Genomic DNA, 12,691 nt, shown 5'->3' with positions numbered 1-12,691 from the left:
CTGTCGCGGGCGCTCAGCTGCTGCCGAACAGCCCGCTCATGTTCGCGAACCGCGCGAAGTCACCCTGCGCGCCGCTGTAGATGTTGAGGTCGGTCGGGCCCGCGATGCCCGGCACCGAACCCCGGTCGGTGGTCTGCCAGAACGTCCACGCAGGCCACCCGCCGGGCACTTCCGGCGCCGGGTTGCCCCGGTAGTCGGCGATCCACAGCGGGTACCCGGTGAACTGATTCGTGTCGGCCATCGCGGTGCGCCAGAACGCCGGGTAGGTGTAGATGATCGGTATCCGGCCGGTCAGCGCGCGCACCGTGTTCAGATAGCGGTGCGTCCAGTCGATCAGTGCGTCGGGGGACAAACCGCCGGAGTGTTCCAGGTCGAGCACCGGCGGCAGATCCAACGGACCGTTCTGACCGAGGACCGTCGCCGCGTACATGACCGCCTGGGGTTCGGGCGGCAGTTCCGGGCGGGCGTAGTGATAGGTTCCGCGCGCCACGCCGGCGGCCCGCATGAGCAGCGAGTCCGGCACGAAATAGGGGTTGATGTAGTTCAGGCCCTCGGTCGCCTTCACCATGGCGAACAGGTGGCCCGCGCGGCGGACGGCGAACCAGTCGATGAGCCTGCCGTCGATGTGCTGCCAGGAGGAGACATCGGGTCCGGTGGGGGCCGCCGCCGCTTCGGGAGCGGGGACGGTAGCGGTGAGGATGCCACCCAGGGCGAGCGCGGACAGGACCAGTGCGCGGGTCGATCTCCGGGGAGGGGAGGCCATGCTCGTCGACGATAGCTGTCGGTTAGCTCTGTGGCCAGTGTTGCTGGTGTGTCGTCAGCTGCGAACCTCGATAGTCCATCAACGCGGCCGTCCACCCGCTCAGGCCGCCGGGCACCGGCCAGGCCATCGTCCGCTCGTGACCGTAGGCGAACCGGGCCATCCCCGCGTCCATCCGTTCGGTGGCGGCGCGCCTGGCCTCCTCGTCGCGCAACCCGGCCAGCACCTTGCGCTGGTGATCGACCGCGCCCAGGATCGCGTCGGTCTGTTTGGCTACGCTCCACCCGCGCGCCAGCACGATCGAGGCGGGTTCGCACCCCTCGGCCAGCGCGGCGACCGCCCGATCGTGACCGTCGAGAATCGCCCACCCGTCGAAACCCGAGACCTCCCACAGCAATACCGGCGCGAGCTCCCCGGCGCGGGCCCGCTGCCGCAACGGGGGCATCCACGGGGCGTCCGGATCGGTGAGCGGGCGCAGCGGTATGACGGCGGTGCAACCGCGCCGCCAGTCCAGATAGCCGCCCGGCCAGTCGCGCAGCAGTTCGCCTTTCCAGGTGCCCGGGGCCAGTCGCTCGCGATACTCCAGCAGCCAGCGGCCCGGGTGCAGCGGCGAGTTGTCCGCGCGCGCGAGCAGATCGGCGACATCCGATAGCCACTGTTTGTGCGAGGCCGGTCCGGCCTGCGGCGCGGGTGACAGCGGGGGAAGCGGCGATCGGAAACCGGTGCGGCGGAAGAGCTCCACCCCGGTGCGGGTCGCGTCGATGCGCCCGAGCAGGATGGCCAGGCCCTGCTGGCGCAACAGCATGCGATCCGCTCCGGCGACCTCCATGCGCAGCGGCGGGCGGCGTAGCGGGCCGGTGGCCGAGAGCACGATCGCGTCGTCGAGATCTTGTCGCTTCATCTGGGGTCAGCCGAGCCAGTCCAGAACGGAGGCGGCGGTCCAGGATTGCTGCATGCTGCCCAGCGGTTCGCCGGTGAACGGCTCGTAGTACTCGGCGAAGCTGCCGTCGGCGGCCTGGCGCAGCCCTTCGGCGCGCAGGGTGTGTGCCCGCTCGGCCCAGCCGCGGCGGGCGAACGCCCAGGAGAACAGCCAGCTCATCACCGGCCAGACCGGGCCGCGCCAGTACTCGCGGGACCGGAAGTCGCCCGAGACCGGCGAGGTGGACGGTGGCAACGCGTAGCGCAGATCCGGGTGTCCGCAGAACCTCGGGCCCTCGAACAACCGCAGCAGCGCCCGTTCGGTCGCGCGCGGCAGTCCGCCGCACAGCAGTGGCGCGAAGCCGGCCAGCGTCTCGGTGCTGATCGGGCGTTGCAGGCGCATGTCGTAATCGCGGGCGACGCCGCTGCGCGGGTCGGTGGTCGCGATGACGCCCGCCCGGAACCGCTCGGCCCAGGAGCGCAGGTCGCGCACGTCGGCGTGCGGCTGCCGGTGCTCCTCGCCGATGTCGGCCAGTACCTCGCAGGCCAGCGCGAAGATCGCGGTCACGAACACGTCCTGGACCGCGAAGCTCATGGTGGCGGCGAGTTGGTCGTCGTCGTAGCCGACCAGGCGCATCTGCTCGACCAGCCACAGGTAACGGTCGTATTCGCGGTCGGTGGGCCGTTGGGTGGGGTCGGCGACGACGAGCACGTCGGCGCGTTCGTAGGGCGGCAGGTCGCCGGGGATGACATTCTCGTAGGCACGGTCCCAGCGCGGCGAGTTGTCCATGCCCGATTCCCAGCCGTGATATAGCGTGATCCGGCCGACGCCCGCGGAGTCGCGTGCCTCGGCCAGCCAGCGGTGCCAGCGCACCAGATCCGGCCAGCGCCGGTTCAGGAACTCCTCGGCCACCGCCTTGGTGCTGCGCCCGTGCCTGCGGGAATGGTCCAGGACGCGCTGCACGGCGATCGCGTGCACCGGCGGCTGGGTGATGCCGGAGGTATCCGGGCTCTGGGGGGCGTGCGCGGCCAGCTGTCTGCACTCCCAGCGCGCCGGCCCGGGAAAGTAGCCGTCCTTGCCGTTGGCGAAGACGATGTGCGGGATCATTCCGTTCTTCCACTGCGCCGAGAGCAGGGTGTCCAGCTCGACGACCGCGCGTTCGACGCTCAACGGCGCCAGACCGACCGTTACGAAGGCGGCGTCCCAGCTCCACATGTGCGGATACAGGCGCGGCGCGGCGGTGGTCATGGTGCCCAGGTCGTTGCCACGCAGGAGATAGGCGGCTCGTGCCGCGAGTTGCGTGGGGGTGAACCCTGGATGTGCCATTTCCCTATTCTGGCTTGCCGGGCGCTTACTCGCCCGCTCTGCGGGGTATGTACGCCGTGCGGCGTGTGGGCGTTGTCCTTGCCCCGCTCCGCCCGGCGCCGGTGGTTACCCTGGGGCCCATGACGACCGCAGTCACGAGTCTGCCCAAGCCCGCCGCGTTGATCACCGGAGCCGGCCGCGGTCTCGGCGCCGCCATCGCCCGCGAACTCGCCCCCAGCCACGAGTTGCTGCTCGGCGCGCGCACGGCCGAGTCGCTGGCGCCGATCCTCGCGCAACTGCCGGAAGCGAGCGCCTTGCCGGTGGACCTCACCGATTACGACGCCGTCGCGGCCGCGGTCGAGCCGATCGACCGGCTCGATGTGCTCGTGCACAACGCGGGGGTGGCCGATATCGGCACCATCGCGGAATCGTCGGTGGCGCAATGGCGCAGGACGCTGGAGGCCAATCTCATCGCCGTCGCCGAGCTGACCAGGCTGCTGCTGCCCGCGCTGCGCGCGGCGCAAGGCCATGTGGTGCTGATCAATTCGGGCGCGGGCCTGCGCGCGAGCGGCGGCTGGGGTTCCTACGCGGCGAGCAAGTTCGGGCTGCGCGCTTTCGGCGACGCACTGCGTCTCGAGGAACCGACACTGCGGGTGACCTCGGTGCACCCGGGGCGCATCGACACCGACATGCAGCGCGAGATCGTCGCGCACGAAGGGCGCGAGTACCACCCAGAGGAGTTCCTGCGGCCGGAGACCGTCGCACGGGCGGTTCGTCAAGCCGTGGAGACGCCGCGCGACGGTCATCCCACCGACATCGTGTTGCGGCCTGTCCCCGTCCGCTGAATCCCGGCGGCGGCCCGCTCCCCGGACGGCTGGATCCGCGCCTCCTGCCCGGCCGACGTCCTCGAACAGCGGGCGGCCGAAGTCGGCGGCCGGGTTGACCCGCTCCCACGGCACCGGCGGCGGCCGGCCTCCCGCTCCACGGCGGGAGCCCGGTCGTCGCCTCGAACGGTGAGGTCGAAGATCGGCTTCGATCGTCAGGCGACGATGTTGACCAGCCGCCCCGGCACCACGATCAACTTGCGCGGGGTCTTGCCGGCGAGCATCGCGGCCACCTTCTCGTCGGCCAGCGCCGCCGCCTCGATGGCGGCGCTGTCGGCGTCGGCGGGCACCTGGATACGGCTGCGGACCTTGCCGTTCACCTGGATCGGGTACTCGACCGACTCGTCCACCAGCCACGCCGGATCGGCTGCCGGGAACGGGCCGTGCGCCAGAGACTCGGTGTGCCCCAAACGTTCCCACAGCTCCTCGGCGATGTGCGGTGCGAGCGGGGCGACCATGAGTACCAGTGCCTCGGCGGCCACGCGCGGTGTGCCGTCCGGGTAGTTCTTGGTGAGGTGGTTGGTCAGCTCGATCAGCTTGGCGCCCGCGGTGTTGTCGCGCAGCGCCGCGAAGTCCTCGTCCACGCCCGCGATGGTCCGGTGCAGGTAGCGCATGGTCTCGTCGGCGGGGGCGCCCTCGACGACGCGGGTCGCGCCGGTCTCCTCGTCCACCACCAGCCGCCAGACGCGCTGCAGGAAGCGGTGCGCGCCGACGACATCCTTGGTCGACCAGGGCCGCGAGGTGTCCAGCGGGCCCATCGCCATCTCGTAGAAGCGGAAGGTGTCCGCGCCGAACTGGTCGCACACCTCGTCCGGGGAGATGGCGTTCTTCAGCGACTTGCCGATCTTGCCGTACTCCTGGAACACCTCGATCTCGGTGCCCGACGGGTCGTTGTAGAAGAACTTGCCGTCCCGCTCGACGACCTCGGCGGCGGGCACGTACGCGCCGCGGGAGTCGGTGTAGGCGAAGGCCTGGATGTAGCCCTGGTTGAACAGCCGCCGGTAGGGCTCGCTGCCGCTGACATGACCGAGGTCGAAGAGCACCTTCTGCCAGAACCGCGCGTAGAGCAGGTGCAACACCGCGTGCTCGACGCCGCCGACGTAGAGGTCGACGCCGCCCGGATCGTCCGGGCCGTGCTCGGCGGTACGCGGGCCGAGCCAGTAGTTCTCGTTCTCCTTTGCGCAGAACACGTCGGAATTGGTGGGGTCGGTGTAGCGCAGCTGGTACCAGGAGCTGCCCGCCCAGTTCGGCATGACATTGGTGTCGCGCCGGTAGATGCGCGGGCCGTCGCCCAGATCCAGTTCCACGTTCACCCAGTCGGTGGCCTTGGCCAGCGGCGGGGAGGGCTCGGAGCTCGCGTCGTCCGGGTCGAAGGTGACCGGGGCGAAGTCGTCGATCTCCGGAAGCCGCACGGGCAGCATGGATTCCGGCAGCGCGTGCGGTGCGCCGTCCTCGTCGTAGACGATCGGGAACGGCTCGCCCCAATAGCGCTGGCGGGCGAACAGCCAGTCGCGCAACTTGTACTGCACGGTTCCGGTGCCGTGGCCGTCGGCCTCCAGCCGTCCGATGACGGTCGCCTTGGCCTCTTCGACCGAAAGCCCGTTCAGGTAGCCGGAATTCACCAGCTCGCCTTCACCGTTGTGGGCGGCCACGGTGATGTCGCCGCCGGAGATGACCTCCAGGATCGGCAGGCCGAAGGCGGTGGCGAACTCCCAGTCGCGCTGGTCGTGGCCGGGCACCGCCATGATCGCGCCGGTGCCGTAGCCGCTGAGCACGTAGTCGGCGACGAAAATCGGCACTTGCGCGCCGTTGACCGGGTTGATCGCGTGCGCGCCGAGGAAGACGCCGGTCTTCTCCTTGTTCTCCTGGCGTTCGAGATCGGTCTTGGCCGCGATCGACCTGCGGTACTCGGCCACCGCGTCGGCGGGGGACGCCGCGCCACCGGTCCAGCGGGCGTCCACCTCGGTGGGCCACTCGGCCGCGACCAGCGCGTCGACCAGGTCGTGCTCGGGGGCCAGCACCACGTAGGTGGCGCCGAAGAGGGTGTCGGGGCGGGTGGTGAACACCTCGATCTGCCCGGCGGGGGAGTCGAACCTCACCTGCGCGCCGCGCGAACGCCCGATCCAGTTGCGTTGCATGGACTTGACGTTCTCCGGCCAGTCCAGCAGATCCAGATCGTCGACGAGTCGGTCGGAGTAGGCGGTGATGCGCATCATCCACTGCCACAACCGCTTACGGAACACCGGGAAGTTGCCGCGCTCGCTGCGGCCGTCGGCGGTGACCTCCTCGTTGGACAGCACCGTGCCCAGACCGGGGCACCAGTTGACCACCGAGTCGGTCTGGTAGACGAGGCGGTAGGAGTCGATGATCGCGGCGCGCTCGGCCGGGGTCAGGCTCGCCCAGTCCGCGCCGCCGGGAGCCGGACGCGCGCCGGAGGCGAACTGCCGCTCCAACTCGGCGATGGGCCGGGCGCGGTCGGCCTCGAGGTCGTACCAGGCGTTGTAGATCTGCAGGAAGATCCACTGCGTCCAGCGGTAGTACTCGGGGTCGGTGGTGGCGAAGCTACGGCGGCGGTCGTGGCCGAGGCCGAGGCGATCCAGCTGGCGCTGCATGTTCGCGATATTGGCCTCGGTGGTGTCGCGCGGATGCGCGCCGGTCTGCACCGCGAACTGCTCGGCGGGCAGGCCGAAGGCGTCGTAGCCCAGCGCGTGCAGCACGTTGCGTCCGCGCATGCGGTGGTAGCGGGCGAACACGTCGGTGGCGATATAGCCCAGCGGGTGGCCGACATGCAGGCCGACGCCGGACGGGTACGGGAACATGTCCTGCACGAACAGCTTGTCGGCGGGGGTGTCGCCTGCCAGCGGACCGGTCGGGTTCGGCGCCTGGAACGTCCCGCGCTCCTGCCAGCGCTCTTGCCACCGGCGCTCCACGCGCCCGGCGAGCGCCGCGTTGTACCGATGCTCGGGTACATCGCTTTCGGTTGCACGAGTGTCCTGCACGATCCCGCCTTCTCTTGTGCGCCGTTTCCGGACAGAGGTCGGCTAACAGGGTAGAACGTGCGTCCCACCGGACCGGACGTCGGGCCGTTGCGCCCCTGCGATAGCCTGCACTGGTGTTCGCCGTAGCCTTCGTCTTGTTCCTGCTGGCCATGGTGGCTATCGGGACCGGCATGCTCGGCTTCGTCGGCAAGCTGCCGCGCAACCGCTTCGTCGGAGTGCACACCGAAGCCGCCCTCAGCACCGAGCAGACCTTCCGCATCGCCAACCGCGTCGCCGCCCCCACCTCGGTGGCCGCGGGCGCGCTGCTGTTCGCCGGTGGGCTCATCGTGTTCGCCGCGGGCGAGCCGATCGCCCTGGTGGTCGCTCTGGTGGCCGCGGTGATCGCCGTGTTCACCCTCGGCGCGGGCGCCGACGCGGCCGGTCGCGCCATCGCCGGCCTGGTGCCCGCCGAGGACACCGGCTCCTGCGGCCAGTCCTGCGGCGCGTGCTCGTTGCGCGAGGTCTGCGGCCCCGCGCACTGAGCGGCGGACTCCCCGGCCGAGCACTATCCTCGACCGTAGTCACCGGGGAGGGTGACACCCGTTCGGGGGAGGTCGAATGTTGCAGTTACTCGCGGCGGTCGTGTTCTTTTTCGCGCTCATGCTGGTGTTGACAGGGAATGCCCTGGTGGGAGCCGTGCTCGGGGTCATCGGTGTGGTGTTGCTGTCGGTGGGTTCGCGCGCGGCTGCGGCGCGGCAGGGCAGTAGCGGCGCTCGCCGCCGATCCTGGGATGCGGGAGGTTCGGCGGACGGCCTCGGATCCTTCGGCGGTGGCTCCGACGGCGGTCACGGTAACGGTGGCGGTTCCAGCTGTGGTGGCGGTTCCAGTTGCGGTGGCGGTTCCAGTTGCGGTGGCGGCGGCGGTGGTTGCGGTGGTGGTAGCTGAGCCGGCGGCAGGCGTCCGGGCCCGCGCGGATTCACCGATGGTCGTCGGTACCGGCGACGCTGTGTGAGAGCGGACTGCCCTTCGGATTCAGATACAGCACGAACAGCGTCACCGGTTCGGTGCCGGTGTTGCGCGCGACATGCCGGTTCTCCGGTCCGCTCGGTTCCCGGAAGATCCGGCCGCGCCTATACCGGACGGGTGCGCCGTCGGCATACGGGTGATCGAGCGTGCCGCGGGCGACGAGGACGAACAGCGGTCCATCGTGGTAGTGCCGGCCGCTGCTGCCGCCCGGCTCGATGACGGTGTGCCGGACGATGAGTTCGCGCGAGCCGAGGAGCAGGCGCAGCACTATCCGGCTGGCCGTTCCCGTCGCCGGAGCCGGATTCGGGCGCAACACGCGTTCGTAGCCGGGGAGCATCCCTCCATGAAACCACCGCGCACAACTCTTGCGTGTACGTATACATCTACGTATAGTCGGTTCATGCCCAACAAGACGATCTATGTAGCCGACGACGATCTGCCGCTGTTCAAGCGCGCGCAGGAACTGGTCGGCGGCAACCTCTCCGGTGCGGTGGTGGCGGCGTTGCGTCGTTTCATCGATCTGGAGGAGGGGCGTCTGGAGGGGTACGACGAAGTGATCCTCGGGGTCGGCCGCAACGGCGTCCGGCAGGTCCGCTTCGCGGGCACGTTGCTGGGTGAGTGGCGTGACATGGGGGACGAGCAATTCGAACTCTTCCGTGTCTACCGCAGCCGGAAAGGCAAGTACGTCATGCATGCTCAGATCTCGGCGTGGGCGGACTATCCGACCGGCAAGAGCAGCCTGAAGGACTGGCGCACCTGGCGGCGGGCGTTCGGCGTGGGCGATCCCGACTGGGGTGAATTCGCCATGGGCATTGTGGATTCGGTGGAGGAGTTGAAGGGCAAGCTACCGGACAAGTTCTACGAGCGGATCGTCGATCTCGCGGCGCACCCGAAGATCGAGGATCTCGACATCTGACCGTCGCGCGAAACCGTTCGCGCACAACCGCATACCTGAACCGCAACGCCGAGCCCCGCGGGGGCGGTGGCGATAAAACATGTAGTTATTCGAATCAATCTATGTTTTTTCGAGAGGAAACCCCATGAACAACAACAGGTCCGTGCCCGCCATCTCGGCGCGCGGGCTCGGTAAGAGCTACGGCGACCACGTCGTGCTCGACGGCATCGATATCACCGTCGGACAGGGCGAGATCTACGCGCTGCTCGGCCCCAACGGCGCGGGCAAGACCACCACCGTGCAGATCCTGACCACGCTGCTGCGCCCTGATGCTGGCGAGATCACGGTCTGCGGCCACGACATGACCACGGCCGCCGACCGGATTCGCGAGATGATCGGGGTGACCGGCCAGTTCGCCGCCGTCGACGAGCTGCTCACCGGCCGGGAGAACCTGCGGCTCATGGCCGACCTGTGGCACATGCCGCGGGCTCGGGCCGGGCAACTGATCGACGACCTGCTCGCCCGCTTCGATCTGGTCGAGGCCGCCGACCGGGTCGCGAGCGGCTACTCCGGCGGCATGACCCGCCGGCTCGATCTGGCGATGACCCTGGTCGGCGGCCCACGGGTGCTCTTCCTCGACGAGCCGACCACCGGCCTGGATCCGCGCAGCAGGCGAGCGGTGTGGCAGACCATCGAGAACCTGGTCGCCGACACCGGCGTCACGGTCTTCCTCACCACTCAATACCTGGAGGAAGCCGACCAGCTCGCCGATCGCATCGCCGTGCTCGACGGCGGCCGCATCGTCGCCGAGGGCAGCGCCGCCGAGCTCAAGCGTCTCGTCCCCGGCGGGCACATCCGCCTGGAATTCACCGACCGGGCCGATCTGGACGCCGCGGTGACCGGGCTGGCCGACGCCCGGATCGTCGACGACGGCGACCGGCCCACTCTGGCCGTGCCCAGCGACGGCGGGGTGCGCTCGCTGCGCGCCGTGCTCGACCGGCTCGACGCCGTCGGTGTCGAGGCCGCGGCCCTGGCCGTGCAGACACCCACCCTCGACGACGTCTTCCTCACTCTCACCGGCCGCCCCGCCGCCGACGCCGCCGCGGCGGCAGGCGCCACCACCAAGGAGAACGCACGATGACCACCCTCCCGCACGCCTCGACCGCCCGGTCGCGCACATCGACCGACTCGCTTCGGGAGTCCTGGACCATGCTGCGCCGCAACCTGCTGCAGGCCTGGCGCTATCCCAGCATGATCGTCAGCATCATCGTGATGCCGGTGATCCTGCTGCTGGTCTTCGCCTTCGTGTTCGGCGGCGCGCTCGAGATGGCCTCCGGCGGCGAGTACATCGACTACCTCACACCGGGGATGCTGCTGCTGATCCCGGCATACCTGATGGCCTCGCTGGCGGTCCAGATCGCGACCGACACCACCAAGGGCATCGTCAACCGGTTCCGCACCATGCCCATCGCACCGTCGTCCATGCTGGCCGGCCATGTGGGCGGCACGCTGGTCCTGGGCATTCTCGGCACCGGGGCCATGGCGCTGGTCGGGCTGCTGATCGGCTGGCGGCCGAACGCCAACCCGCTGGAATGGCTGGCGGCCTTCGGCCTGCTCGCCCTGTTCACGCTGGCGCTGTCCTGGATAGCGGTCGGCATGGGCCTGATCTCGCCCAATCCCGAGAGCGCGAGCAATCTGCCGATGCCGTTCATTCTGCTGCCGTTCCTCGGCAGCGGCCTGGTCGCCACCGACACCATGCCGGCCGGGCTGCGCCAGTTCGCCGAGTACCAGCCCTTCACCCCGCTCACCGAAACGATCCGTGGCCTGCTGATGGGCACCGAGATCGGCGGCTCGGCCGTCGCCGCCCTGGCCTGGTGCGCCGGGCTCGGCCTGATCGGATTCGTCTGGTCGGCGCGGGTGTTCACCCGGCAGGACCGGTAACCGCCATCCCCTCCCGGTGAGCGCGGGACCCTCGAGCCCGGGCCGGTGCCGACCGGCCCGGGTCAGTTCCGTTCGACGTCGATCGGATGCGTCGCCAGCAGCGACAGCGGCAGCGGTTGGCGACGCAGGACATCGGCCCACAGATCCGGCCTGGCGGTGGATATCGGGTCGTGCGGCAGGGCGGACAGCACGATCCAGTCGTCGTTGTCGAGCTCGCCCTCGAGCTGGCCGAAAGTCCATCCCGAGTAGCCGGCGAACACCCGAACGCCTTCCACCCGCGGCGCGATGTGCTCGGGATCGGCGGCCAGATCGACCAGCACCACCCGTCCGTCGATGCGGCGCAGCCCGGGCACCCCGGCGGTGGACGCGCCCACCCGCAGAGTTCCCAGGCACAGGGCGGCATCGCGTTTGACCGGGCCGCCGACGTGCAGGGTGGCCGGTTCGGCGGCCAGATCCGCCCAACGCGGCAGCACCTCGCGGACCGCGGTGTCGCTCGGCCGGTTGAGCACCACGCCCAGGCTGCCCGAATCGTTGTGCTCCATGATGTAGACGACCGTGCGCCGGAAGGTGGGTTCGGTCAGGCCGGTGGACGCCAGCAGCAGTGACCCGGCACGGACCACTGGCTCGCCGTCGCGCGAGCCGCGCCGCCGCCGGTCGCCGTGGCCGTCCTGAGTCTTGCTCTCGTCCGGGTCGTCTCCGCGTGCCACTTCGCCATCATCGCAGTTTGTCCGGTGAAGTGCTCGCCCGTCCCGGTACCGATCTAGAGTCGGTGACATGGAGCAACCCGTGGTGAGTCTCGACAACGTCGATGCCGTCTACGACTTCTACCGGGATCATCGTCAGCGCAGGATGACCGCGATGGCCGCGTACGCACTGCTCGCGCGCCGCTTCCAGCCGCGCGTCTCCTATGCGGATCAGGCCAGGGATCAGATCCGCGAGCTGCTGCGTTCGCGGCGGCCCACGATCTTCGCCATCAACCACCTCTCCCAGCACGACCCCTACACCGTCGCCGCGATGACCTGGCGCAGCCCGCTGCGCTCCATCATCGGCCGGGTACGGGTGCTGGCCAAGGACGAACTGTTCGTCGACCCGGACCAACGGCGCAAGGTCGACATGATGGGCGGCATCCCCGTCTTCCGAGGCAAGGACCACGGCATCAGGGCCGTGAACGCGGCCGGTCAGCAGATGATGAACATCTGCGCCGAGCGCTTGGCCCGCGGCGACCATCTGGCGATCTTCCCGGAGGGCACCTGCAACGATGTCGACCCGGCGAAGGTGCAGGCCGTCGGCAGCGGCATCGGGCACATCGCCTTCCGGGCCATGAAGCTGGACGTGCGTCCCGCGCTGGTCAGCATCGGCCTGAGCTACGGGCCACGGCCCGCGGAGGCGATCGAACCCGATCGCGAGGAGGCGAAGTCGGCCAGCTTCTATTTCGCCGTCCCGGTCCTGGAACTGCCCGACAAGCCCGCCGACATCGCCCGGCTGGTGCGCACCGACCTGCAGACCGCCCTCGACGGGGCGATCGCCCATTACTGAACCGCTACTGGGGCAAGCCCATACGGCCCCTGGCCCACTGCGGTACCGAGGCGATGAACTGCGGGTTGATCTCCACGAAGTGACGCACCATCGAACACATCGGCAGGATGCCGAAGCCCTCGCCGCGAGTGCTGCGCAGCGCCGTGCCGATGAGTTCCTTGGCGTAGCCCTGCCGCTCGTACCGCGGGTAGATCTCGGTGTGCACGAACGCGCGTTCGGAAGCGGTGTCCTGGTACTCGGCGTAGCCGGCGATGTCGCCGTCGACGTAGATCTCGAAGCGTTCCAGTGCGGTGTTGATGCGGACCTCGGTCGACATGGTTCGACGCTACTCCGCCGGGGCACGCCATGAGACATCGCAACGCTGCGCCGCCGCGAAATAGTCGTCGCGCCGCGCGGAAACACCTGATCGACTTGTCCTCCCGCGTCCACCCGGCAAGAATGCTCGGT

13 protein-coding genes are annotated in these 12,691 nt (G+C 69.6%); 6 read left to right on the top strand and 7 right to left on the bottom strand.

What is annotated here, in order from left to right:
- Positions 1-13: 13 nt before the first annotated feature.
- Genes NS3_RS01805 through ggh form a run of 3 tightly spaced genes read right to left on the bottom strand, consistent with a single transcriptional unit; the run spans position 14 to position 3,005 of the window.
- A complete protein-coding gene (locus tag NS3_RS01805) occupies positions 14-763 on the bottom strand; it encodes a glycoside hydrolase family 25 protein (protein WP_067852579.1) in 750 nt (249 codons plus the stop codon).
- A gap of 22 nt (positions 764-785) precedes the next feature.
- A complete protein-coding gene (locus tag NS3_RS01800) occupies positions 786-1,661 on the bottom strand; it encodes a hypothetical protein (protein WP_067852577.1) in 876 nt (291 codons plus the stop codon).
- A 6-nt stretch (positions 1,662-1,667) separates the two neighbouring features.
- A complete protein-coding gene (gene ggh, locus NS3_RS01795; RefSeq protein WP_067852575.1) occupies positions 1,668-3,005 on the bottom strand; it encodes a glucosylglycerate hydrolase in 1,338 nt (445 codons plus the stop codon).
- A 119-nt stretch (positions 3,006-3,124) separates the two neighbouring features.
- Here ggh and NS3_RS01790 point away from each other — a divergent pair, with 119 nt between their 5' ends.
- Positions 3,125-3,829 (top strand): SDR family oxidoreductase, encoded by a 705-nt coding sequence (locus NS3_RS01790; protein ID WP_067852573.1) that lies wholly within the window; start codon positions 3,125-3,127, stop codon positions 3,827-3,829.
- A 194-nt stretch (positions 3,830-4,023) separates the two neighbouring features.
- On the opposite strand, the gene leuS is transcribed toward NS3_RS01790, so the two are convergent.
- Entirely contained in the window at positions 4,024-6,867 is a 2,844-nt protein-coding gene (gene leuS, locus NS3_RS01785) for a leucine--tRNA ligase (RefSeq protein ID WP_067852571.1), read from the bottom strand.
- 113 nt (positions 6,868-6,980) lie between these two features.
- On the opposite strand from leuS, the gene NS3_RS01780 reads away from it, so the two are divergent.
- Positions 6,981-7,388, top strand: a complete 408-nt coding sequence (locus NS3_RS01780; protein WP_245649406.1) for an SdpI family protein — start codon at positions 6,981-6,983, stop codon at positions 7,386-7,388.
- Positions 7,389-7,822: 434 nt separating this feature from the next.
- On the opposite strand, the gene NS3_RS01775 is transcribed toward NS3_RS01780, so the two are convergent.
- Positions 7,823-8,209, bottom strand: coding sequence for a cupin domain-containing protein (locus tag NS3_RS01775; protein ID WP_067852569.1), 387 nt, complete (start codon positions 8,207-8,209; stop codon positions 7,823-7,825).
- 63 nt (positions 8,210-8,272) lie between these two features.
- Between NS3_RS01775 and NS3_RS01770 the strand changes: the two genes are divergently transcribed.
- The 3 genes from NS3_RS01770 (at position 8,273) to NS3_RS01760 (ending at position 10,708) form a co-directional block, all read left to right on the top strand.
- Complete coding sequence (locus NS3_RS01770; protein ID WP_067852567.1) at positions 8,273-8,788, top strand: EXLDI protein; 516 nt, start codon at positions 8,273-8,275, stop codon at positions 8,786-8,788.
- 124 nt (positions 8,789-8,912) lie between these two features.
- Positions 8,913-9,908 (top strand): ATP-binding cassette domain-containing protein, encoded by a 996-nt coding sequence (locus NS3_RS01765; protein WP_067852565.1) that lies wholly within the window; start codon positions 8,913-8,915, stop codon positions 9,906-9,908.
- Positions 9,905-10,708, top strand: coding sequence for an ABC transporter permease (locus NS3_RS01760; RefSeq protein ID WP_067852563.1), 804 nt, complete (start codon positions 9,905-9,907; stop codon positions 10,706-10,708). The genes NS3_RS01765 and NS3_RS01760 overlap by 4 nt, the downstream gene beginning before the upstream one ends.
- A 62-nt stretch (positions 10,709-10,770) precedes the next feature.
- Here the strand turns inward: NS3_RS01760 and NS3_RS01755 are convergent, their stop codons facing one another.
- Positions 10,771-11,415, bottom strand: coding sequence for a YqgE/AlgH family protein (locus NS3_RS01755; protein ID WP_281204587.1), 645 nt, complete (start codon positions 11,413-11,415; stop codon positions 10,771-10,773).
- Between the two features lie 67 nt (positions 11,416-11,482).
- Here NS3_RS01755 and NS3_RS01750 point away from each other — a divergent pair, with 67 nt between their 5' ends.
- Complete coding sequence (locus NS3_RS01750) at positions 11,483-12,244, top strand: lysophospholipid acyltransferase family protein (protein ID WP_067852561.1); 762 nt, start codon at positions 11,483-11,485, stop codon at positions 12,242-12,244.
- A gap of 4 nt (positions 12,245-12,248) precedes the next feature.
- On the opposite strand, the gene NS3_RS01745 is transcribed toward NS3_RS01750, so the two are convergent.
- Entirely contained in the window at positions 12,249-12,560 is a 312-nt protein-coding gene (locus NS3_RS01745) for a GNAT family N-acetyltransferase (RefSeq protein ID WP_067852559.1), read from the bottom strand.
- Positions 12,561-12,691: the final 131 nt, after the last annotated feature.

Source organism: Nocardia shimofusensis NBRC 100134, assembly GCF_001613125.1.
Taxonomy (GTDB): Bacteria; Actinomycetota; Actinomycetes; order Mycobacteriales; family Mycobacteriaceae; genus Nocardia; species Nocardia shimofusensis.
The sequence above is the reverse complement of the archived record's forward strand: the minus strand, read 5'-3'. Positions and strand labels throughout refer to the sequence as shown.